Here is a 23,445-nt window from a genome sequence, read left to right on the forward strand (position 1 = left end):
CATGTTGTCGCATACGCCGGTGCTTCTGCAGGAAGTGCTGGCCGCGCTCGATATTCGCGAGGGCGGCCGCTATCTCGACGCGACTTTTGGCCGCGGCGGCCACAGCGCCGCGATCCTGGAGCGCGTCGGGCCGCAGGGAGCGGTGCTTGCATTCGATCGGGACCCGGCGGCCATTGCCGCAGGGCGCGAACGCTTCGCCAACGATGGGCGGATGACTTTGGTGAGCAGTGCGTTTTCGCGGTTGGGGACAGTCGTGACGCAAATGGGGCTGGCGGGCGCCTTTGACGGCGTGCTGCTCGACCTGGGCGTGTCCTCGCCGCAGTTGGACGAGCCCGAGCGCGGCTTCAGCTTCATGCAGGACGGCCCGCTCGACATGCGCATGGATGTTTCTTCCGGCAGTACGGCAGCGGAGTTCGTGGCGAAGGCTCCAGAGCACGAGATTGCCCGGGTAATTCGCGATTACGGTGAGGACAGATTCGCCAAGCGCATCGCGCGCGCCATTGTCAACGCGCGTCGCGAGGCGCCGATCGTTCGAACGTTGCAGTTGGCAGAGATCGTTGCGCAGTCAATTCCCACGCGCGAGCCGGGTAAGCATCCGGCCACGCGTACGTTTCAGGCCATTCGTATTCAGGTGAATCACGAGTTCGACGAAATTCGCGCCGGGCTCGCCGGCAGTCTGACTGCCCTGGCGCCGCGCGGACGTCTGTGCGTGATCAGTTTCCATTCGCTGGAAGACAACCTCGTCAAACGTTTCATGCAGGAGCAGTCGCAGGAGGATCCCGTGTACGCCGGCTTGCCCGACGTGCCGGCGCACGCCCGGCCCAAATTGCGCCGCGTCGGCAAGCCGATTCATCCGAGCGAAGCCGAAGTGGCCGCCAACCCGCGTGCGCGCAGCGCAGTGCTGCGAGTGGCGGAAAGGGTGGCCGCATGAGCGCGCGTGTCGCCATGGCTGTGTTGTGGGTGGCGTTGCTCGGGGCCTCCATCGCCGTCGTGTGGAGCAAGCATGAAGCCCGCAGCCTGTTCATCGAATTGCAGGGCCTGCATGCCGAGCGCGACCGGCTCGATATCGAATGGGGCCAGTTGAAGCTGGAGCAGAGCGCCTGGGCCATGCACGGGCGCGTCGAGCAGACCGCGCGCGTCAATTTGCAGATGGTCGTGCCGCGGCCCGACGAAGTTCGGATCGTGAAGCCCTGATGGTGAGCACATGATCCGTCGCGACGAGGGCAAACATTTTTCACCGGACCAGTACCGCGGGCGCCTGCGGTTCGTGCTGGTGATGCTGGTGCTGATCGCCATCGGCCTGGTCGCGCGCGCGGTGAATCTGCAGGTATTCGATCAAGGCTTTCTGGAAGGCCAGGGCGACGCCCGTTACACCCGCATCGCCAAGCTCACGGCCAATCGCGGCAACATCTATGACCGCAACGGCGAGCCGCTGGCTGCCAGCATGCCGGTGGACACGGTGTGGGCCAGCCCGCCGCAGGTCATGAAGGCGGCGGACCAGATTCCGCGCCTGGCGGAGGCGCTCAATCGCGACAAGAAGTGGCTGACGCAGCTGATCACCAGCAACCTGGATCGCGAGTTCGTCTATCTGGTCCGTCACATGCGGCCGAGCGACGCCGCGCAGGTCGCCGACCTGAAGATTCCGGGCGTGTATCTGCAGCGCGAGTACCAGCGTTTCTATCCGGCCGGCGAAGTGACCGGCCATGTGCTCGGCTTCACCAAGAGATACGACGACATCGGCCAGGAAGGGCTGGAGCTGGCCTATGACCGCTGGCTCGGCGCCGAGCCGGGCGCGAAGCGCGTCATTCAGGATCGCCTCGGCCGCACGGTGGAAGACGTGGAGAGCATCCGCGCGCCGCATCCCGGCGGCGATCTGGTCACCAGCATCGACCTGCGCATCCAGTACCTCGCCTACCGCGAACTGAAAGCGGCGGTTCAGGAACATGGCGCCAAGGCCGGCACGGTGATCGTGCTCGACATCGAGACCGGCGAAGTGCTGGCCATGGTGAATCAGCCGGCCTACAACCCGAACGATCGCGATCAGGTCGCGGCCTCGCGTTATCGCAACCGCGCCGCCACCGACATCTTCGAGCCCGGTTCGAGCATCAAGCCGTTCATCGCCGCCGCCGGCATCGCCTCCGGGCGCTATCACGGCAACACCATCATCGATACCTCGCCGGGCTTCGTGCAAGTGGGCATCAAGCGAATTCCAGACCCTCACAATCTCGGTCCGATCACGCTGACGACGGTGCTGGCGAAGTCGAGCAACGTGGGCATGACCAAGATGGCCATGAACCTCTCGGCCAGGACCATGCAGGACACGCTGTCCGCGTTCGGCTTCGGCGAAGTCACCGGCAGCGGCTTTCCGGGCGAGTCGGCCGGCTTGCTGAACGACTCCTCGCACTGGCGCAAGATCGGTCAGGCGACCATCTCTTATGGATATGGATTGTCGGTGACGCCGCTACAACTGGCGCGTGCGTACGCGACGCTCGGCGCCTATGGCGTGAAGCGGCCGGTCACGATGCGCAAGGTGGAAGAGCCAGTGCCGGGTGAGCAGGTCATCGACCCGCGCGTGGCGCGTGAGCTGATCGAAATGATGGAAAGCGTCGTTTCGACCGAAGGCAGCGGCAAGCGCGCCTCGCTGCTCGGCTACCGCGTCGCCGGCAAGACCGGAACGGCATGGACCGCGGACAGCGGCTCTTACAACACCGCCCGCATCAAAGCCTCGTTCGGCGGCGTCGTGCCGGCCAGTCATCCGCGCCTCGCGGCGATCGTGATCATCGACGAGCCCAGCGGCAAGAAATATTACGGCGGCGAGGTGGCCGCTCCCGTGTTCGCCAATGTGATGGCGGGCGCGTTGCGTTTGATGGGTGTGCCTCCCGATGGCTTGGACCGCGTGCCTGCCACGACGCTGGTGCAGGCGAGCCCATGAGGAGTGCCAACGCGAACCTCGCCATGAACACACGGGCCGACAACGTACGAACCAGGAATCTGCGAGCGCTGCTCATGGACAGCGGCGTTGCGTCCGACGATTTCGTGCCGCCCGATCTGGAGATCACCGATATCACGCTCGACAGCCGGGCAGTGACGCCGGGTGCTGCGTTCGCCGCGCTGCCGGGCACTCGCACCCATGGCATCGGCTTCGCAGCACAGGCGGTTGCGGCCGGTGCCTGCGCCGTTCTTTGGGAGCCGGTGGCCGGAGTGGTGCCGCCGCGCCTGCCCGACGATGTGCCGTTGATCGGCATTCCCAGGCTCTCGGCCTGGCTGGGAGCGATCGCGGATTGGTTTTTCGATGCGCCCTCGACCAGCGTGCGAGTCGTCGGCGTCACCGGCACCAACGGCAAAACCACTACGGCGCATGTCATCGCTGAAGCTTTGCAGCGGCTGAATGTGACATCCGGCTATGTCGGCACGCTGGGCTATGGCCGCGTCGACGCCCTGCGCTCGGGCTCCCTGACGACACCAGATAGCATCACCGTTCATCGCTGGCTCGCCGAACTCCGCGACGAAGGCGCGCGTTGCCTCGCCATGGAAGTGTCCTCGCATGCGATCGATCAATTTCGCGTTGCCGGTGTGCGCTTCGACACGGCGCTGTTCACCAATCTCACTCGCGATCATCTCGATTATCACGGCACGCTCGAGGCTTACGCCGAGGCCAAAGCTCACCTGTTTCGTTGGCCGAGCCTGCGCTACTCGATAGTGAACGTAGACGATCCGTTCGGCCGTGAGATCGCAACGCGGGTGGCGCACACCTGCCTGGTGGTGTTGAGCGGTGCTGGCGAGATCCAGCTGGATGTGCGTTGGCAGAGCGAGAAGGGTGAGGTGAAGCAGCTGTTTGCTCGCCGAGTGAGCGCCGCTGCGAACGGCCTCGATATCGAACTCGACGGCAGTTGGGGCACAGCCACGCTGCGTTCGCGCTTTGTCGGCGATTTCAATGTCGAGAATCTGCTTGCAGTGCTCGCGGTGCTGTTGACCAGTGGTGTGTCGATGCAGCGGGCCATCGACGCGTTGGAGAAGTGCGCTCCGCCGCCGGGCCGGATGGAGACGCTCACCGCGCCGGGCCGGCCGCTCGCCATCGTCGACTATGCTCACTCGCCCGATGCGTTGGAAAAGGCGCTGCTCGCCGTGCGCAAACATCGCGGCGGCAACCTGGTTTGCGTGTTCGGCTGCGGCGGTGATCGTGACGCGGGCAAGCGTCCATTGATGGGTGCGATCGCCGAGCGACTTGCGGATCGGGTCATCATCACCGACGACAACCCGCGCACCGAGGACGGCGACGCCATCGTCGCTGACATCTTGAAAGGACTGACTCGTCCCGAGGCTGCGATCGTCGAGCGCGATCGTGCCGCCGCCATCGCTCGCGCCATTGCCGAAAGCTCGGCGACGGATGTGGTGCTGATCGCGGGCAAGGGTCACGAGGACTATCAGATCGTGGGTGCCGAGCGTCGCTCGTTCAGCGACCGCGATCAGGCGCTGCGCGCGCTAGGGAGGCAGTCATGATCGCCTGGCGATTGAGCGAATTCGTTCGCCAGACGCAAGCGCATCACCAAGCACGGTTGGTCGGCGTCGATCGGGAATTCACCAGCGTCTCGACCGACACGCGCACCATCAAAGAAGGCGCGCTGTTCGTCGCGCTCGCCGGTCCCACCTTTGATGGCCACGACTTTGTGATAACCGCGGCGCAGAACGGCGCGGCCGCTGCGCTGGTCGCGCGGCCGATGCCTGTCGATCTGCCGCAAGTGGTGGTCGCCGATCCGTTGGCTGCGTTGTCGACCTTCGCGCGCGAATGGCGCCGTCAGTTCAAGATTCCGGTGGTCGGCGTGACCGGCAGCAACGGCAAGACGACGACCAAGGAATTGATCGGCTCCATCCTTTCGCAGCTCGGTCCGACCCTGGTGACGCGCGGCAACTTGAACAATCACATCGGCGTGCCGCTGACGTTGCTGCAGTTGACGGCGGAGCATCGCTACGCGGTCATCGAAATGGGTGCGAGTCATTTGGGCGAGATCGCCCACCTCGCATCGCTTGCCGAGCCGACCATCGGCATCGTGACCAACGCGGGCGCTGCGCACCTGGAAGGGTTCGGCAGCCTGCAAGGCGTCGCGAACGGCAAGGGTGAGTTGTTTCAGTCGCTGCCGACGGAAGGCGTCGCTGTCATCAACGCTGACGACAAGTACGCATCCCTGTGGCGCGACATGCGGACCGCGGATCGGGTCCTGACGTTCGGGTTCGAGCAGCCCGCCGATTTCGTGGCGCACAAGGTGCGCGAGGTCAGCGGCGAGACCGGCTTCCGCATCGACTTCGATCTCGTCACGCCCGATGGCACGCTCCCCGCAACGATTCCGTTGGCTGGCTTGCACAACTTGCGCAACGCGCTTGGCGCGGCGGCCGCAGCCCGCGCTGCGGGAACGGAAGTCGCGCAGATCGTTTCTGGTCTGGCGGCGATGAAAACCGTGGCGGGTCGCTTGGAACTGAAACCCGCCATCAACGGTGCGTTCATCGTCGACGACTCCTACAACGCCAATCCGAGCTCGCTCAAAGCCGGCCTCGATGCCATGCGCGCCTTCGGCGGCAAACGCTGGCTGGTGCTGGGGGAAATGAGGGAGCTTGGCGATGCCAGCAATGAGCTGCATGCGGAAGTTGGCCGGTACGCGCGGCAGGCGGGTATCGAGCGTCTGCTCGCCGTCGGCGAAGGGGCGCACTTCGCGGTGGAGGCATTTGGTCCCGGCGGCCAATGGTTCGCAGATGTCGATGCGTTGATTCGCGATGCGCGCTCGTCGCTGACGACAGGCGTCGCAGTACTCATTAAAGGGTCGCGCTCCAACCGACTGGAGCGCGTGTCGGCAGCCTTGTCGGCGAACCCGCCTGGCAACACCAACGGCCACACTTAAGAGAACAACTACGGAATGCTGCTGTATCTCACTAAACAGCTGGCCCTGCTGGAAGGCGCGTTTCGCGTTTTCCAGTACCTGACGCTGCGCGCCATCCTCGGGGCGCTCACGGCGCTGGTGATCTCTTTCCTGATCGGCCCGTGGATGATCCAGAAGCTGTCGCTGAACCAGATCGGCCAGCGCGTGCGCGACGACGGTCCGAAGACGCACCTGCCCAAGGCCGGCACGCCCACCATGGGCGGGCTGCTGATCCTGGTCGCCATCACCTTCAGCACCTTGCTGTGGGCCGATCTCAGCAATCGCTTCGTGTGGGTCACGCTGCTGGTCACCCTGGCCTTCGGCCTGATCGGCTTCTGGGACGACTATCTGAAGCTGGTGGTCGGTAACAGCCGCGGCTTGATCGCGAGATACAAGTATTTCTGGCAGTCGGTGGCCGGCCTGGGCTGCGCGGTCGCCTTATATATGACTGCGAAGTCGCCGGCGGAGACCGCGCTGTACGTACCGCTATTCAAAGACGTGATGGTGCCGCTGGGAGTCGGCTACATCGCGCTCGCCTACTTCGTGGTGGTTGGCACGAGCAACGCGGTGAATCTCACCGACGGCCTCGACGGCCTGGCCATCATGCCGGCGGTTCTGGTGGGTGGAGCCTTGGGGGTGTTCGCTTATGCAACAGGCCATGCGGTGTTCTCGGAATATCTCGGCATCCCTTTCATCGAGGGTACCGGTGAAATACTGGTGTTCTGCGCGACGCTGGTCGGCGCAGGTCTCGGCTTTCTCTGGTTCAACACCTATCCCGCGCAAGTGTTCATGGGCGACATTGGTGCCCTCGCGCTCGGTGCGGCACTAGGGGTCGTCGCCGTCATCGTCCGGCAGGAGATCGTGCTGTTCATCATGGGCGGCGTGTTCGTGATGGAAACCCTGTCGGTGATGCTGCAGGTGGCTTCGTTCAAGCTCACCGGCAAGCGCATCTTCCGCATGGCGCCCATTCATCACCACTTCGAGCTCAAGGGCTGGGCCGAGCCCAAGGTGATCGTGCGCTTCTGGATCATCTCGGTGATCCTGGTGCTGGTCGGGCTCGCGACCTTGAAGGTGCGTTGATTCATGACGCCGCACGATCCCGCCACTCGCCTTGATCCGCGTCTGCCGCCACAAGCGGCGGGCGGGCGGGCGATCGTCGTCGGCCTGGGGCGGACGGGATTGTCGTGCGCGCGTTATTTGCAATCGCGTGGCGCGAGCTTCGCGGTGACCGACAGCCGGGCCGCGCCTCCGGAGACGGCGGCGCTCCAAGAGCTCGCACCGAATATCGACGTGCGCTTCGGTGGCTTCGATGAATCGTTGCTGGAGGGCGCATCGCAGATCGTCGCCTCGCCAGGCGTGTCGCTGAAGGAACCGTTCCTGGTGGCAGCCGCGGAGCGCGGCATTCCCATCGTCGGCGACATCGAGTTGTTCGTGCGCGAGGCGAAGGCCCCCATCGCAGCGATTACAGGTACGAATGGCAAGAGCACGGTTACGACGCTGGTCGGCTTGATGGCGAATGCTGCCGGCCGCCGTGCCATCGCAGGCGGGAATCTCGGTCGGCCGGGGCTGGAACTGCTCGATGACGCGGTGCCCGAGCTATATGTGCTGGAGCTGTCGAGCTTTCAGTTGGAGACGACGTTGTCGCTGCGCGCGGCGGCTGCTGCCGTCCTCAATGTGACGCCGGATCATATGGATCGCTACGGGACGCTGCAGGAATACGCGGCGGCGAAAGAGCGCATCTTCCAGCGCGCCGAGGCGGCCATCGTGAACTTGGATGATGCCGCTGTGCGCGCCATGCGGTATCAGTCGTCGCGCGTGCTTGGCTTCAGCCTGCATGCCGATCCGGCGGCGGACTACTACGTTGACGTTCAGGGCGCTGACGTGATCCTCATGCGGGGCCGTGAGCGCTTGGTTGCGATGTCGGAGCTGAAGATCAGCGGGTTGCACAACGCTGCGAACGCGATGGCATCGCTCGCCATGTGCGAGGCGTTGAACTTGTCGCGGCCGGCTTGTTTGCAGGCGCTACGCGAGTTCGGAGGACTGCCGCATCGTTCGCAGTGGGTCGCCGACATCAATGACGTGCGCTTCGTCGACGACTCGAAGGGTACCAACATTGGCGCGACGCTCGCCGCCGTCGCCGGCATGCCGGGTTCGCTGGTGCTGATCGCTGGCGGTCAGGGCAAGGGTCAGGATTTCACGCCGCTGGCGCAGGCATTCCGAGGCAAGGTGCGGCATGTCGTGCTGATTGGCCAGGACGCTCGGCAGATCGATGCAGCACTGCAGGGCGTCTCGACGACTCAGTTCGCCAAAGATATGAGCGAGGCAGTGCAACTGGCTGCGAATGCCGCGCGCCCGGGCGAGACGGTTCTGTTGTCGCCAGCTTGTGCGAGCCTGGATATGTTTCGCGACTACGGACACCGCGGCGATGTCTTCGCCGCGGCCGTGAAGGGGCTGCAGTCATGAACGCAGCAACGCTCGCCTTCGCAAGATCCAACGGCCGGCCGCGGCGCTTTGCGTTCGACATGGTCTTGATGATGGCCGTGGGCGGCATCCTGCTGCTGGGCCTGGTCATGATGACGTCCGCGTCCATCAGCATTGCCGATCGCCAGGTGCAGGAGCCCTTGTACTTCCTGTCCCGTCAGCTGTTCGGTGTCGCGTTCGGCGTGCTCGGCGCCGTCATCATGATGACCATCCCGACCACTGTCTGGGAACGGCTGGCCATGCCGCTGCTGTTGGTCGCATTCATGCTGTTGCTGCTCGTGCTGATTCCCGGCATCGGCCACGAAGTGAATGGCAGCCGCCGCTGGCTGCGCGCCGGCGTGATGAACTTCCAGGCTTCCGAAATGGCGCGCGTGCTGTTGCTCGTCTATCTGTCGAGCTACGTGGTGCGGCGGCAGGCGGAGCTGAAGGAAGAGTTGAAAGGTTTCCTCAAGCCGCTGGGCGTGCTGATGGGCGCGGCGGCGCTGCTGCTGCTGGAACCCGATTTCGGCGCGGCTACGGTGCTCATGGCCACCGGGTTGGGTGTGCTGTTCCTGGCCGGCGTGAAGCTGCGTCATTTCCTGGCGCTCGTGGCCATTGCCGCGGCAGGCATGGCAGTGATCGCGGTGACTTCGGCATATCGATTGAAGCGCCTGACTGCGTTCCTGGACCCGTGGGCCGATCCGTTCAACTCCGGCTTCCAGCTCACTCAATCGCTGATTGCCATTGGTCGCGGCGAGCTGTTCGGCGTCGGCCTGGGCTCCAGCGTGCAGAAACTGTTCTACCTGCCCGAAGCGCACACCGACTTCGTGTTCGCGGTGCTGGCCGAAGAGCTGGGCCTGGCCGGTGTGATCGTGACGCTGGCGCTGTTCGTGCTGCTGGTGTGGCGCTCCTTTTATATATCGCGGCTCGCGGCCGAAGCGGGCCTGGCGTTCCAGGCGTACTGCGCGGCGGCGTTCGGCATCTGGCTGGCGTTGCAGACCTTCATCAACATCGGCGTGAACATGGGCATTCTGCCCACCAAGGGTCTGACCCTGCCGCTCATGTCGTATGGCGGCTCGAGCATCATGGTGACGCTCGGCTGGCTGGGTTTGCTGATGCGCATTCATCACGAAGCGAGCACCTCGGGCCGGCTCGCCGTGTCGCGTGCCCCCGCGGGGCCGCGTCGTTCTCCTCGTCGCGAACCAGAGGAGAGTGACGAATGACGCGCCCGATGACACGCCGATTGAAAAGGACCGTGCTGATCATGGCCGGCGGAACCGGCGGGCATGTGTTTCCGGCGCTCGCGGCTGCTCGCGTGTTGCGCGAACGCGGGTTCGAGCCGGTGTGGCTCGGCACGCGCAAGGGCCTCGAAGCGAAGCTCGTGCCGCCGGCGCAGATCGAGATCGAGTGGATCTCGATGAGCGGCCTGCGCGGTAAAGGCGCGGCCACGCTGTTGCTCGCTCCCTTCAAAATCGTGCAGTCGATCTGGCAAAGCTTGCAGGTGATGCGTCGGCGCAACCCCGCCGTCGTGCTCGGTTGCGGTGGTTTCGTCGCAGGTCCGGGCGGCGTAGCTGCGTGGCTCACGCGTCGGCCGCTGATCATCCATGAGCAGAACGCAGTCGCGGGTATGACCAATCGCTTGCTGGCGAAGCTCGCGCGTCGCGTGCTGGAAGCTTTCCCGAAGAGCTTCCCTTCGGCAGTTCACGCCGAACAGGTTGGCAATCCAGTGCGACGCGAGATTGCCGCGCTCGCGCCGCCCGAGCAGCGCTTCGCCGATCGCCAGGGTCCGATTCGTTTGCTGATCATCGGTGGCAGCCAGGGCGCGATGAAGCTCAACGCAACGGTTCCGGCGGCGCTGGCAATCATTGACGCCGCATCTCGGCCTGTAGTGATTCATCAAGCCGGCGAGCGACACCTTGCGATGGTGCGCGAAACCTATGAAAAGCACGGCGTGAAAGCCGACATCCGCGCCTTCATCAGCGATATGGCTGAAGCGTATGGCTGGGCCGACGTGGTGGTGTGCCGGTCCGGCGCGATGACCGTGTCCGAGTTGGCGGCTGCCGGCTTGCCGGCCATCTTCGTGCCGTTCGCCGCGGCCGTGGACGATCATCAAACACTGAATGCGAAGTTCCTGGTTGATGCGCAGGCCGGCATTTCGATCGCCGAGCGCGATCTCACGCCGGAACTGCTCGCGCAGGAATTGAAGAAATTGCTGAGCGGTGGACGGGAGCAACTGAAGGCGATGGCGATGCGCGCCCGCTCGGTTGCGATCACCGACGCGGACGTGCGTCTCGCCGATGCATGTGTAGCTGCTGCGGGAGGTGTCGCATGCTGACAGACCGCATGCGCCGCATCCATTGCATCCACTTCGTCGGCATCGGCGGCAGCGGCATGGGCGGCATCGCCGAAGTGCTGCTGAATCTCGGCTATCACGTGCAGGGCAGCGACCTGAAGCCCAATGGCGTGACGCAGCGGCTGGCCAGGCTGGGCGCACGCATCATGATCGGCCATGCAGCCGAGAACGTCGGCAAGGCCGATGTGCTGGTCGTGTCCACGGCCGTGCAGGCTGACAATCCTGAAGTGGTCGAAGCGAAAGCGCGTCGCCTGCCCATCGTGCAGCGTGCGGTGATGCTCGGCGAGCTGATGCGTTTCCGTTACGCCATTGCCGTGGCAGGTACGCACGGCAAGACCACGACGACCAGCATGGTCGCGTCGATTCTTGCCGAAGGCGGGCTCGATCCGACGTTCGTGATCGGCGGCCGCGTGAAGAGCGCCGACAGCAACGCTCGCCTGGGTACCGGCAAATATCTGGTGGCCGAAGCAGACGAGAGCGATGCATCGTTCCTGCACTTGCAGCCGATGATCTCCATCGTCACCAACGTCGACAACGATCATCTGGCCACGCACGAGGGCGACTTCGAGCGACTGAAGCAGAGCTTCATCGACTTCCTGCACAACCTGCCGTTCTACGGCCTCGCGGTCGTGTGCGCGGACGATCCGGTCGCGAAGAGCTTGCTGCCGCGGATCAACCGGCCCTTCGTAACGTATGGTATCGAGGACGCCGACGCGGACCTGCGTGCAGTGAACATCGTGCGGCAGGGCGTGCAGACGCGCTTCGACGTGCAGCGCAAAGGTGCCCGGCCGTTGTCGGTGCAGCTGAACCTGCCCGGCACGCACAACGTGCTCAACTCGCTGGCGGCGATTGCCGTCGCCCAGGAACTGGAAGTCGAGGACACGGCGATTCAGGCCGCGCTCGCTTCCTTCCATGGCGTCGACCGCCGCTTGCAACAGTACGGTGACGTGCAGACGTCGGTGGGCAAGGTCACTCTCATCGATGACTACGGTCATCATCCGACCGAGCTGGCGGCGACGCTTGAAGCCATTCGTCAGGGTTGGCCGAATCGTCGCATCCTGCTGGCGTTCCAGCCGCATCGCTATTCGCGAACTCGCGACCTGCTCGATGACTTCGCACGCGTGCTGTCAGCCAACGCCGACGCGCTCATCGTGACTGAAGTCTATGCGGCTGGCGAAACGCCGATCGCGGGCGCTGATGGCAAGGCGATCTGCCGTGCCGTGCGTTCGCATGGCCGTGTCGAACCCGTGTTCGTCGAGAAGATCGACGAGTTGCCGCGCGCGCTGATCCAGATCGCGCGCGATGGCGACGTGATTGTGACGATGGGTGCGGGCAGCATCGGCAGCCTCGCACCGGAACTGGCGAATGCGCTGACCACTTTGTCGGCCGAGCGGAGGCAACCGTGAACGCGTTGTCGTTGCCGCCGGATTTCGCAGCGCGCGTGAAGCGCAACGAGCCGATGTCCAGGCACACGTCGTGGCACGTGGGCGGGCCGGCGGATTTGTTCTTTTCGCCGCTCGATGCAACGGATGTGTCCACATTCCTGCAAAGCCTGGAGCCCGGCACGCCGGTGATGTGGATCGGCTTGGGCAGCAACTTGCTGGTTCGCGATGGCGGCATTCGCGGCGCGGTCATCGAGACGCATGGCATCTTCGATGAGCTCGAGCGACGCAGCGACAACGAAGTCTGGTGCGGCAGCGGTGTCGCCTGCGCGAAGTTGGCCAAGCAATGCATCAAGTGGGGCCTGGGCCCGGCGGAGTTCTTTGCCGGTATTCCCGGCACGCTCGGCGGTGCGTTGGCGATGAATGCCGGCGCATTCGGTGGCGAAACATGGCGGCACGTGGTGTCGGTGGCGACGATCGATCGCAACGGTGTGCGTCACGAGCTCCCGGCATCCGACTACCACGTGGGCTATCGCCACGTCGACGGTCCGAAGGACGAATGGTTTCTGGGTGCGCTGCTGCGTTTCGAGCTGCGGCCCGGTGTGAGTAACGACGACATCCGCGCGCTGCTGGCTAGACGCAAGGCGACGCAACCGATCCAGGAGTGGTCGTGCGGCTCGGTGTTCACCAATCCGCCGGGCAATCACGCGGCTCGATTGATCGAGGCGTGTGGCTTGAAAGGCTTTCGCATCGGTGGCGCGCGCGTCTCGGAGATGCACGCGAACTTCATCGTCAACGACGGCACGGCGAGCGCTGCGGACATCGAAAAGTTGATCCGTCACGTGCAGCAGACGGTGGAACAAAACCATGGTGTGCGACTCAACACAGAGGTGCGCATCGTGGGCGAGGTGAGTCATGGCTGAAACATACAAACTTGAACCGAAGCGTGTGACCAATGCGCGCGACTTCGGTCGAGTGGCGGTGCTGATGGGCGGCACGTCGTCGGAGCGCGAGGTGTCGCTGGATAGCGGCAGCAATTGTCTCGACGCGCTCGAGCGCCAGGGCGTCGATGCTTACAAGGTCGACGGTATCCCGGCGCTGATCGATGAGTTGGTGAACAAGCGCTGCACTCGCGTGTTCAACATCCTTCACGGCCACGCCGGCGGCGGCGAAGACGGTGTCCTGCAAGGCTTGCTGGAGGCATTCGGCGTTCCGTACACCGGCTCCGACGTGCTGGGCTCGGCGTTGTCGATGGACAAGATTCGCACCAAACAAGTGTGGCTGGCGCTTGGTCTGCCGACGCCGCGTTATGCGCACCTGTCTCGCAACAGCGACGTGGAGAAAGCGGCGCGCGATCTGGGTTTGCCCGTCATCGTGAAGCCTGCTTGCGAAGGATCGAGCGTCGGCGTCACTCGCGTGTTCAAGGAAAGCGATCTGCCCAAGGCGGTCGCTTTGGCGGCGCGCTATCAGGGCGAGATGCTGATGGAGCAACTCATCGAAGGCACGGAGCTGACAGTGGCCGTGTTGGGCGACGTGGCGCTGCCGAGCATTCGCATCGTGCCGGCCGGCGAGTACTACGACTATCACGCCAAGTACAAAGCGGAAGACACGCAATACATCTGTCCGGGCCTGGAAGGCGCCGCCGAGCAGGAGATTCGGGCGCTGGCTCTCGAAGCATTCCGCACGGCCGGCTGCTACGGCTGGGGTCGCGTCGACGTCATGCGTGACCGCAACGGTAAGAATTATTTGCTGGAAGTGAATACCGCGCCGGGCATGACCAGTCATTCGCTGGTGCCGAAGGCCGCGAAGGTGTTCGGGATCGAGTTCGATGAACTGGTGTGGCGAGTGTTGGAAACCAGCTTGCCGCGCGATGCTGGAGGATCACGGCGCTCATGATGGGCACGCGTAAACGCAATCGTCGCAAGACCGCGGGCGAGGGTTTCGACCTCGCCGGGCGGCTGCAGCCGTTGGTCACATGGTTGACCGATGGTGGCTTGCGCTCGTTGCTGGGCGTGTTCGCGCTGCTGGTGGGCGTCGGCGTGATGGTGTGGGGCCTGGTGGTCTCGTTCGATCGGCCGATTGGCAAGGTGGAAGTGGGCGGGCAATTTCAGCGCGTCGCGGTCTTGCAGATAGAAGAAGTGGTGGCGCCGTTTCGAGGCGCCGGTTTCCTCTCCATCGATCTAGATGCGCTGCGTGCCGCGCTCGAAACCATTCCCTGGGTGGATCGCGCTCGCGTCGAACGCAAGTGGCCGAACAGCGTGCGCGTGTTCATCACCGAACACGTGGCCGCGGCTCGTTGGGGCGATTCCGGGTTGATGAATACGCGCGGTGAGCTGTTCTTGAAAAACGCTCGACACATTCCGCAGGAGCTGCCGCAGCTGGTGGGCCCGTCGGGCACGGAAGCTCAGGTCGCGAAGCTGTACTTGGAAACGTATCCGCGCCTGCTGGGTGTGGGTATGCGTCTGAGCAAGGTCGAGCTCGATGCTCGTGGTGCGTGGGAGTTGACGCTGAGTAACGGAGTCACTGTGCGTCTGGGCCGTCAGGATGTGCCAGCCCGGTTGGAGAGATTCATTGCTGTCGCGAGCCCCGTGGTGGCGGCCCGCGCAGCTGAAGTCAGTTATGTAGATCTACGTTACAGCAACGGCTTTTCGGTTGGCTGGAACGTCCCTACCCGCGTCGCTCGCGACGCCGAGGAAACTCGTGCCGATGGCTAGGAAGAATGACCGTAATTTGATCGTCGGCCTCGATATAGGCACCTCCAAGGTGGTGGCCATCGTTGGCGAGGTGAACCACGAGGGCCGCATCGAGGTCGTGGGCTTGGGCTCGCATCCTTCGCGTGGGCTCAAACGTGGCGTCGTCGTCAACATCGAATCGACGGTGCAGTCCATTCAACGCGCGGTGGAGGAAGCCGAGCTGATGGCGGGCTGCGAGATTCACTCGGTGTATGCCGGCATCGCCGGCAGCCACGTGCGCAGCCTGAACTCGCACGGCATCGTCGCGATCCGCAATAAAGAAGTGACCTCCGAGGACGTTGATCGCGTGATCGACGCGGCGCGCGCCGTCGCCATCCCGGCCGACCAGAAGATCCTGCACATCCTGCCGCAGGAGTTCTTGATCGACAGTCAGGAAGGCATTCGCGAGCCCATCGGCATGTCGGGCGTGCGTCTGGAAGCGAAGGTTCACATCGTGACCGGCGCTGAGAGCGCCGCACAGAACATCGTGAAGTGCGTGCAGCGCTGTGGACTGTCTGTCGAAGACATCGTGCTGGAGCAGCTGGCTTCGGCGTACTCGGTGCTGGCCGACGACGAAAAGGAACTTGGCGTTTGCCTGGTGGATATCGGGGGCGGCACGACCGATCTCGCGGTGTTCTCGGGCGGCGCGATTCGTCACACCGCCGTGATACCGATCGCGGGCGATCAAGTGACCAACGACATCGCGGTCAGCTTGCGCACGCCGACGCATCACGCCGAGGAGATCAAGATGAAGTTCGCCTGCGCGTTGTCGCAGCTGGCGAACTCGGACGAGACCATCGAGGTGCCGAGCGTTGGCGACCGTCCGCCGCGGCGGCTGGCGAGACAGACGCTCGCCGAAGTGGTCGAGCCTCGCTACGAAGAATTGTTTGCTCTGGTGCGCGAAGAGCTGCGCCGTTCCGGCTTCGAGGAAGTGATCGCCGCGGGCGTCGTGCTCACCGGCGGCAGCGCGAAGATGGAAGGCGCGGTCGAGCTCGCCGAAGAAGTGTTTCACATGCCGGTGCGCATGGGGATTCCGCAATACATCACCGGTCTGGTGGATGTGGTGAGCAATCCGATCCATTCCACCGGCGTCGGCCTGCTGCTGTACGGCCGGGAGAATTATTTGCGAGGGCGCCGCGAGTTGCCGCTGAGTGGCAACGTGCGCAGCACCTTGGATCGTATGAAGGCTTGGTTTCAAGGAAATTTCTGATGAAGAAGCGGTAGGCGGTTAGCGGTTGGCGGTTAGTGAAGAAAAGATCGCGTATCGGTATGCGCCGCGTCTCTTCACCAACCGCCAACCGCCAACCGCTTGCCGCTGGGAAGGACCGGTGCGGTCGCGAACCTCTGAATCGCGATCGCGGCGGGCAGTGAAGTGGTTGGACTCTTTCTCGCTGACATTGAGGGGACTAACGATGTTTGTACTTGCTGATACAGAAAACCAGGGCGCGGTCATCAAAGTGATCGGCGTCGGCGGCGGCGGCGGTAACGCGGTCGCTCACATGATCCAGGCCGGCATCGAAGGCGTGGATTTCATTTGCATCAATACCGACGCGCAGGCGTTGAAACATTCCAAGGTGAAAGTCGGTCTGCAGATCGGCTGCAACATCACCAAGGGCCTGGGCGCGGGCGCCGATCCGGAAGTGGGCCGGCAGGCGGCGATGGAAGATCGCGATCGCATCATCGAGATGATCGAAGGCTCGGACATGCTGTTCATCACCGCCGGCATGGGCGGCGGCACCGGCACGGGCGCGGCTCCGGTGGTGGCGCAGGTCGCCAAGGAGCTGGGCATCCTGACGGTGGCGGTCGTGACGCGTCCGTTCGACATGGAAGGCAGCAAGCGCCACGGCTCCGCCGAGCGCGGCATTGCCGAGCTGAGCAAGCATGTCGACTCGCTCATCACCATTCCGAACCAGAAGCTGCTGACCGTGCTGGGTGGCGATGTCACGCTGCTCGATGCGTTCAAGGCGGCCAACCAGGTGCTGCAAGGCGCGGTGCAGGGCATCGCCGAGCTGATCACGCGTCCCGGCATGATCAACGTGGACTTCGCCGACGTGCGCACCGTCATGGCCGAGACCGGCATGGCGATGATGGGCACCGGCATTGCTCGCGGCGAGAACCGTGCGCGTGAAGCTGCCGAAGCCGCAGTGTCCAGCCCGCTGCTGGAAGATGTGAATTTGCAGGGTGCTCATGGCCTGCTCATCAACGTCACCGCCGGCATGGACCTGCGCACCAGCGAGTTCAGCATCGTCGGCGACACCGTGAAGCAGTACGCCTCCGAGGATGCCAACGTGGTCGTGGGCTGCGTGATCGATCCGGAAATGCGCGAAGAAATCCGCGTCACCGTGGTCGCCACCGGCATCGGCCGCCCTGGCGTTCATATGCAGCAGCCGCAGCAGGATAGTCGCCGCATGACCGCCATCGCCGGCGGCCGTGGCCGCGTGCCGACGCTGGACGACCTGCATGTGCCGACCTACATCCGCAACCAGCGCGATCCGCATGCGGGCTCGGCTCGCCGTGCAGTGGGCGACGGCCTGACGGCCGAAGACACGTCGATGCTGGATATTCCAGCGTTCCTGCGCCGGCAGGCGGATTGACGGGGAACCGATCGATGAACCGCGACGTATCAGCCTCTGCCATGCGACGCCCGTTGCATGGCTCGGGCAAGGGCCCGGGCTCGATGAGCGTCGCGCGACAGCGAACAGCGTTGCGGGCCGCGGCTCGGCTCGGGGGTCTCTATGGGTTACATAGGGAACATGCATGGTGCCCCTGGAACTTCGCTGTACGCTGGCAAGTCGATTCATCGTGCCGGGCAGGACGCCCGATGCTGGAGCGCAGGAGGCGCTGACGGCAGTGGCGCGGTAAGTCCTTTATTGATGTCAGCAAAAGTAACGGCAAGTCAGAGGCTTGCCGTTGACTTGCTGGCAGTGTTAGGGTCTGCGCCGCCTGGAAACCCCTAATGCTGCGACAACGTACCCTCAAGAACACCATCCGCGCGACCGGCGTCGGCCTCCACTCCGGGAAAAAGGTGCTGATGGTGCTGCGCCCGGCGCCGGTGGACACCGGCGTCGTGTTCCGTCGTACCGACCTGGATCAGCCGGTCGACGTGCGTGCGTATGCCGAAAACGTCGGCGACACCATGCTCGGCACCTCGCTGTTCAACGGCGATGTGCGGGTTTCGACGGTCGAACATCTGCTGTCGGCATTCGCCGGCCTCGGGCTGGACAATGCCTATGTGGATCTGTCCGCCGAGGAGGTGCCCATCATGGACGGCAGCGCCGGCCCGTTCGTATTCCTGCTGCAATCCGCCGGCATCGAAGAACAGCCCGCGCCGAAACGTTTCGTGCGCATTCTGGCGCCGCTGGAAGTTCGCGATGGCGACAAATGGGCGCGTTTCGAGCCGTACAACGGCTTCAAAGTGAACATGGAGATCGAGTTCAACCATCCGGTCTTCAAGAAGCGCTCGCAGACCGCTTCGATGGATTTCTCCACGACGTCGTATCTGAAAGAGATCAGCCGCGCGCGCACCTTCGGGTTCATGCGAGACCTGGAATACATGCGCTCCAAGAACCTGGCGCTGGGCGGCACCATGGACAACGCCATCGTGCTCGATGAATACCGCGTGCTGAACGAAGACGGCCTGCGCTACGAAGACGAGTTCGTGAAGCACAAGATCCTCGACGCCATCGGCGATCTGTACCTGCTGGGCAAGAGCCTGATCGGCGAATTCAGCGGCCACAAATCCGGCCACGCCCTCAACAACCAGCTGGTGCGCAAGCTGATCAACACGCCCAACGCCTGGGAACCCGTGACGTTCGACGATGTGCGCGACAGCCCGATCTCGTATGTCCCGGCCGCGGCGATGGTTGGCGCGTAGCCCTATTTCTCTTTCTTTTCCCTGTCTTCTTCTTCGAACCCTAAAGCTGCCGCGCACGCTTCGGCACCGGCTGGCTGGGGGTCTGCCCCCAGTCAGCCGGCGCAAACCACGGGCGCATCTCTTGTTTTCAAGCCCCGACCCGCCGCCCGACACGAACTTTCAATTTCGTGACCTTCTTCTCACCCGCGCCACTTAACAGTTCCAACAACCGCCCCCGGGCATAACGAATCTGCGGGCACCAGGCCGCCGAATCGGCTAGCACCACCAACGTGTCGCCGCGGCAACTCGCTGACACGACATGATCTTTTTCCGGCCCGCAGAGCGCTGAACGAACCCGTTCAGTCAGCTCGGCATGGGCCGCCACCCGCTGTTCGAGCTGCGCGAATAACGGGCCAACCGTCTCGCCCAGCGGCTTGAAACGGTCAGTCATATCCTGAATGCCGCGATCTGCGCTCCAGGCGCTTGATCTTTGTACGTTCCGTTATGCATATTCCGACCACTGTCAAAGGCAAACCCGTCGAAAGGCGGGGACGCAAAGCCACCGGTCTACGGCAGCTGGCACGCAATGAAGCGGGCCGCGCCACGATAGCGGGGTTGCCAGGATGTACAACACGAATATTCGGTTCTACGTCCACCGCAGTTCTGCTCGAGCCATAGACCGTGGCCATCGGTCGTTGCCTGGTCGCGGCGAACCCTGCTGCGTCCGGTGCTCGGCTTCAAGGCAGGTGTGAACGTATTGTCGCGTCGCCGATCCAGGTCGGCTCTTAGGGCGCGAAAGCGAGAAGGAAAGTGATCCAATGAACGTCATCGTGTTTTCCAGACGCTTCGGCAAGGCTCGGCAGTTCGAGCTTGGCCGTCCGTTGGCGATGACGGTGACGATTGCAACGGTGGTGACCGTGCTGGCCGGCGTGCTGTTTGCCGGAATTCAGCTGGGCCGCAGCGGTCTGATCAACCCGGCAACGCAGATCACGGAGTGGGGCGGCAAGCTCGAACAGCAGCGCATCGAAGTCGCCAATGCCCGGCGCGATCTGCAGGAGCGCCTGGACGCGCTGACCAGCCGCGTCGGCCAGATGAACGCGCACGTGATCCGGCTCGATGCCCTGGGCCGCCGGCTCACCGAGATGGCCAACCTGGACAAGGGCGAATTCAATTTCGATAGCGAGCCCGCGGTCGGCGGTCCCGAAGGGCTGGTGGAAGGCGCCACCGTCGCCGCTCCCGACCTGACCGCCATGCTCGATGACCTGACCCACCAGATCCGCGATCGCGAGCGCCAGCTGAGCGTGCTGGAGAGCATGATTTCGACCCGCAATCTCAGCCGCCAGGTCGTGCCGGACGGCCGGCCGGTGCTCAAGGGCTGGATCTCCTCGCACTTCGGCTATCGCGCCGATCCGTTCACCGGCCGTAACGCCTACCACCGCGGCATCGACTTCGCCGGCCCGGCCGGTTCGCAGGTGGTGGCGGTGGCCGCCGGCGTGGTCACCTATTCCAAGGATCGTTTCGGCTATGGCCGGACGGTGGAGATCAACCATGGGAATGGCTATGTCACCCGCTATGCGCACAACCAGAAGGCGCTGGTGCAGGTCGGCGAGACCGTGCAGAAAGGCCAGGCGATCGCTCTGATGGGCTCGACCGGCCGCTCCACCGGCCCGCACCTGCATTTCGAGGTGCTCAAGCAGGGCCGTGCCGTGGATCCGATGACGTTCGTCCGCCGCTAGTCCAGTGGGTTGGCGGTTAGCGGTTAGTGGTTGGTCAGAGGCGCGCCTCTCCGGCACTAGCCACTAACCGCTAACCGCCAACCGCTTGTTTTTCTACCGGCCGCCCCCAACCTTCCGCGGCCCCGGCGTTCATGGCGAGACCTTAATTAGAGTCCCCGGGCGCGCGTGTACAATAACGGGCTTTTCCCAACAGGCATTTGCGGGCCCCTGATGGCCGCATCCCCGGAGTTTTCAGCGTGGCGAATTGGCTGACCCAGCTGTTCGGCAGTCGCAATCAGCGGCTTTTGCACAGTTATTCCCGGATCGTCGACAAGACCAACGCCCTGGAGGATTCCTTCAAGGCGCTGACCGACGAGCAATTACGGGGCAAGACGGCGGAGTTTCGCCAGTTGCTCGAGCAGGGCAAGACGCTGGACGACATCGCACCCCAGGCTTTCGCCGCTACCCGTGAGGCCGCACGCCGTGTGCTCGGCATGCGCCACTTCGACGTACAGATCATGGGCGGCATCACCCTGCATCAGGGCAAGATCGCCGAAATGCGCACTGGCGAAGGCAAGACGCTGGTCGCGACCCTGGCTGCTTACCTGAACGCGCTGCCCGGCAAGGGCGTGCACGTGGTCACCGTCAACGAATATCTGGCCCAGCGCGACGCGGACTGGATGGGCCGGGTGTATCGCTTCCTCGGCCTCACGGTCGGCGTGATCAAGAGCGGCCAGAGCTCGGAAGAAAAGCGCGCCGCCTACGCCTGCGACATCACCTACGGCACCAACAACGAATTCGGCTTCGACTACCTGCGCGACAATCTCGCGTTCCGCCTCGAGGACCGCGTGCAGCGCGGCCTCGCGTTCGCCATCGTCGACGAAGTGGACTCGATCCTGATCGACGAGGCGCGCACGCCGCTGATCATTTCCGGACCGGCCGAAGAGAGCACCGAGCTCTACATCAAGATCAACGAGCTGGCACCGCGCTTGAAACGGCAGGAAAGCGAAGAGGGCGAGGGCGACTACTGGGCCGACGAGAAGACCCGCCAGGTGCATCTCTCCGACGCCGGCCACGAGCATGCCGAGCAGCTGATCGCCGAGGCCGGCCTGCTGCAGCCGGGCGAGAGCCTGTACGACGCGGCCAACATTCGCATCATGCATCACTTGAACGCGGCGCTGCGCGCGCATGCGTTGTATCACCGCGATGTCGAATACATCGTTCGCAACGGCGAAGTGATCATCGTCGACGAGTTCACCGGCCGCACCATGCCGGGCCGCCGCTGGTCCGACGGCCTGCACCAGGCCATCGAAGCCAAGGAGCGCGTGCGGGTTCGCGAAGAGAACCAGACCGTCGCGTCCATCACCTTCCAGAACTACTTCCGCATGTATTCGAAGCTGTCCGGCATGACCGGCACGGCCGATACCGAAGCGTTCGAGTTCCAGTCCATCTATGGCCTGGAAGTGGTGGTCATTCCCACCAACCGGCCGATGGTGCGCAAGGATCATCCCGACTTCGTGTATCTCACGCAGAAGGACAAGTTCGAGGCCATCATCGAGGACATTCGCGATTGCGTGGCGCGCGGCCAGCCGACGCTGGTCGGCACCACGTCCATCGAAACGTCCGAGCTGCTGTCCAAGCTGCTCGAAAAAGAACAGATTCCGCACCAGGTGCTGAACGCCAAGCAGCACGAGCGCGAGGCCATGATCGTGGCGCAGGCCGGCCGGCCCGGCGCCGTGACCATCGCCACCAACATGGCCGGCCGCGGAACCGACATCGTGCTCGGCGGCAATCTGGAAGTTGAATTGCAGGGCATGGGCGAGGTCGATGAAGCGACCAAGGCTCGCGTGCGCGAAGAGTGGCAGGCGCGTCACGACGCGGTGCTCGCCGCCGGCGGCTTGCACATCATCGGCACGGAGCGTCACGAGTCACGCCGTATCGACAACCAGCTGCGCGGCCGTTCGGGCCGTCAGGGCGACGCGGGCTCGAGCCGTTTCTATCTGTCCCTGGAAGACAACTTGATGCGCATCTTCGGCGACCCCGAGCGCGTCAAACGCTGGCTGCAGACCGCCGGCATGAAGGAAGGCGAAGTGATCGAGAGCCGCATGCTCTCGAAACAGATCGAGCGCGCCCAGCGCAAGGTGGAAGCGCACAACTTCGACGCTCGCAAGAACCTGCTCGAATACGACGACGTTGCCAACGATCAGCGCAAGGTCATCTACGCGCAGCGCACGGAGCTGATGGCCGCCGAGGAAGTGGGCGACGCCATCGCCGGCATTCGCCACGAAGTGGTCAATGCGATCATCGATCGCTTCGTGCCGCCGAACAGCCCGGAAGATCTGTGGGACGTGGACGGCCTGAAACAGGCCATCGAGAAGGACTTCGCCGTCGAGATCGATCCCAAGGGCTGGCTGGAGGCCGACAAGGAGCTCGCCGAGCAGGGCTTGCGCAAGCGCATCCTCGAAGCCATCGACCAGGCGTACGAGGCCAAGGTCGAGATGTATGGCGCACCGGTCGTGCGTCACATCGAAAAGGCGGTCATGCTGCAGCAGTTGGACCAGCACTGGCGCGAGCATCTGGCCGCCATGGACTACCTGCGCCAGGGCATCCACCTGCGCAGCTACGCGCAGAAGAATCCGAAACAGGAATACAAGCGCGAGGCCTTCGAGCTATTCACCACCATGCTCGATCGTATCAAGCACGACACCGTTTCGATGCTCTCGCGCATGCAACTGCGCACGCAGGCCGACATCGATCGCGAAGAGGAAGAACGCCAGGCGCGCCTCGCTCGCGCCATGCAATTCCAGCACGCCGCTCCCGAGCAGCTTACTGCCCCCGCGCCCGCGCAACCCGGTTCAGAGCAGCCACCGATGGCCGTCCCCGAACCAGTCTCGCAGTTCGTTCGCGATACCAAGAAGGTCGGCCGCAACGAACCCTGCCCGTGCGGCTCAGGCAAGAAGTTCAAGCACTGCCACGGCGCACTGGCCGGCCAGGGGTGAGCAGCCGATTCGAATGAGCATCCGTGCCCGGTGACCGCGTCG

Annotated in this window: 19 protein-coding genes and 1 riboswitch; of the genes, 18 read left to right on the top strand and 1 reads right to left on the bottom strand. The window is 64.0% G+C overall.

Annotated features, from left to right (window positions below):
* Window position 1: 1 nt before the first annotated feature.
* From rsmH to lpxC, 16 genes are all read left to right on the top strand, one after another.
* Window positions 2-931: a 16S rRNA (cytosine(1402)-N(4))-methyltransferase RsmH gene (gene rsmH / locus VGE08_RS12020; protein ID WP_331068129.1), complete on the top strand. Its 930-nt coding sequence runs from the start codon at window positions 2-4 to the stop codon at window positions 929-931.
* On the top strand, window positions 928-1,194 hold the full coding sequence (gene ftsL, locus VGE08_RS12025) for a cell division protein FtsL (RefSeq protein ID WP_331068130.1): 267 nt from the start codon (window positions 928-930) through the stop codon (window positions 1,192-1,194). Before rsmH ends, ftsL begins: the two co-directional genes overlap by 4 nt.
* A 10-nt stretch (window positions 1,195-1,204) precedes the next feature.
* Window positions 1,205-2,932, top strand: a complete 1,728-nt coding sequence (locus VGE08_RS12030; RefSeq protein ID WP_331068131.1) for a peptidoglycan D,D-transpeptidase FtsI family protein — start codon at window positions 1,205-1,207, stop codon at window positions 2,930-2,932.
* Window positions 2,933-2,955: 23 nt separating this feature from the next.
* Complete coding sequence (locus VGE08_RS12035; RefSeq protein ID WP_331068132.1) at window positions 2,956-4,500, top strand: UDP-N-acetylmuramoyl-L-alanyl-D-glutamate--2,6-diaminopimelate ligase; 1,545 nt, start codon at window positions 2,956-2,958, stop codon at window positions 4,498-4,500.
* Window positions 4,497-5,891: a UDP-N-acetylmuramoyl-tripeptide--D-alanyl-D-alanine ligase gene (locus VGE08_RS12040; protein WP_331068133.1), complete on the top strand. Its 1,395-nt coding sequence runs from the start codon at window positions 4,497-4,499 to the stop codon at window positions 5,889-5,891. The genes VGE08_RS12035 and VGE08_RS12040 overlap by 4 nt, the downstream gene beginning before the upstream one ends.
* Window positions 5,892-5,906: 15 nt before the next feature.
* Window positions 5,907-6,989, top strand: coding sequence for a phospho-N-acetylmuramoyl-pentapeptide-transferase (mraY, locus tag VGE08_RS12045; RefSeq protein ID WP_331068134.1), 1,083 nt, complete (start codon window positions 5,907-5,909; stop codon window positions 6,987-6,989).
* A gap of 3 nt (window positions 6,990-6,992) precedes the next feature.
* Entirely contained in the window at window positions 6,993-8,372 is a 1,380-nt protein-coding gene (gene murD, locus VGE08_RS12050) for a UDP-N-acetylmuramoyl-L-alanine--D-glutamate ligase (RefSeq protein ID WP_331068135.1), read from the top strand.
* A complete protein-coding gene (gene ftsW / locus VGE08_RS12055; RefSeq protein WP_331068136.1) occupies window positions 8,369-9,592 on the top strand; it encodes a putative lipid II flippase FtsW in 1,224 nt (407 codons plus the stop codon). The genes murD and ftsW overlap by 4 nt, the downstream gene beginning before the upstream one ends.
* Window positions 9,589-10,704 (top strand): undecaprenyldiphospho-muramoylpentapeptide beta-N-acetylglucosaminyltransferase, encoded by a 1,116-nt coding sequence (gene murG / locus VGE08_RS12060; RefSeq protein ID WP_331068137.1) that lies wholly within the window; start codon window positions 9,589-9,591, stop codon window positions 10,702-10,704. Before ftsW ends, murG begins: the two co-directional genes overlap by 4 nt.
* Window positions 10,671-12,128 (top strand): UDP-N-acetylmuramate--L-alanine ligase, encoded by a 1,458-nt coding sequence (gene murC, locus VGE08_RS12065; protein WP_414717479.1) that lies wholly within the window; start codon window positions 10,671-10,673, stop codon window positions 12,126-12,128. The genes murG and murC overlap by 34 nt, the downstream gene beginning before the upstream one ends.
* On the top strand, window positions 12,125-13,027 hold the full coding sequence (gene murB, locus VGE08_RS12070; RefSeq protein ID WP_331068139.1) for a UDP-N-acetylmuramate dehydrogenase: 903 nt from the start codon (window positions 12,125-12,127) through the stop codon (window positions 13,025-13,027). Before murC ends, murB begins: the two co-directional genes overlap by 4 nt.
* Entirely contained in the window at window positions 13,020-14,000 is a 981-nt protein-coding gene (locus VGE08_RS12075) for a D-alanine--D-alanine ligase (protein ID WP_331068140.1), read from the top strand. Before murB ends, VGE08_RS12075 begins: the two co-directional genes overlap by 8 nt.
* The gene (locus VGE08_RS12080; RefSeq protein ID WP_331068141.1) at window positions 13,997-14,818 is read left to right on the top strand and encodes a cell division protein FtsQ/DivIB; all 822 of its coding nucleotides are present in this window, start codon (window positions 13,997-13,999) and stop codon (window positions 14,816-14,818) included. Before VGE08_RS12075 ends, VGE08_RS12080 begins: the two co-directional genes overlap by 4 nt.
* Window positions 14,811-16,046, top strand: coding sequence for a cell division protein FtsA (gene ftsA / locus VGE08_RS12085; RefSeq protein WP_331068142.1), 1,236 nt, complete (start codon window positions 14,811-14,813; stop codon window positions 16,044-16,046). Before VGE08_RS12080 ends, ftsA begins: the two co-directional genes overlap by 8 nt.
* 202 nt (window positions 16,047-16,248) lie before the next feature.
* A complete protein-coding gene (gene ftsZ, locus VGE08_RS12090; RefSeq protein WP_331068143.1) occupies window positions 16,249-17,430 on the top strand; it encodes a cell division protein FtsZ in 1,182 nt (393 codons plus the stop codon).
* 362 nt (window positions 17,431-17,792) lie between these two features.
* Entirely contained in the window at window positions 17,793-18,710 is a 918-nt protein-coding gene (gene lpxC / locus VGE08_RS12095; RefSeq protein WP_331068144.1) for a UDP-3-O-acyl-N-acetylglucosamine deacetylase, read from the top strand.
* Between the two features lie 127 nt (window positions 18,711-18,837).
* On the opposite strand, the gene VGE08_RS12100 is transcribed toward lpxC, so the two are convergent.
* A complete protein-coding gene (locus VGE08_RS12100; RefSeq protein WP_331068145.1) occupies window positions 18,838-19,140 on the bottom strand; it encodes a DciA family protein in 303 nt (100 codons plus the stop codon).
* 67 nt (window positions 19,141-19,207) lie between these two features.
* A riboswitch (cyclic di-GMP riboswitch) is annotated at window positions 19,208-19,312 on the top strand.
* 195 nt (window positions 19,313-19,507) lie between these two features.
* Between VGE08_RS12100 and VGE08_RS12105 the strand changes: the two genes are divergently transcribed.
* A complete protein-coding gene (locus VGE08_RS12105; RefSeq protein WP_331068146.1) occupies window positions 19,508-20,425 on the top strand; it encodes a M23 family metallopeptidase in 918 nt (305 codons plus the stop codon).
* Between the two features lie 236 nt (window positions 20,426-20,661).
* Window positions 20,662-23,403 carry a preprotein translocase subunit SecA gene (gene secA, locus VGE08_RS12110; RefSeq protein ID WP_331068147.1) on the top strand — a complete coding sequence of 914 codons (2,742 nt, stop codon included), beginning with the start codon at window positions 20,662-20,664 and terminating at the stop codon, window positions 23,401-23,403.
* The last annotated feature ends 42 nt before the right edge of the window (window positions 23,404-23,445 follow it).

Source organism: Steroidobacter sp., assembly GCF_036406195.1.
Lineage (GTDB): Bacteria > Pseudomonadota > Gammaproteobacteria > Steroidobacterales > Steroidobacteraceae > Steroidobacter.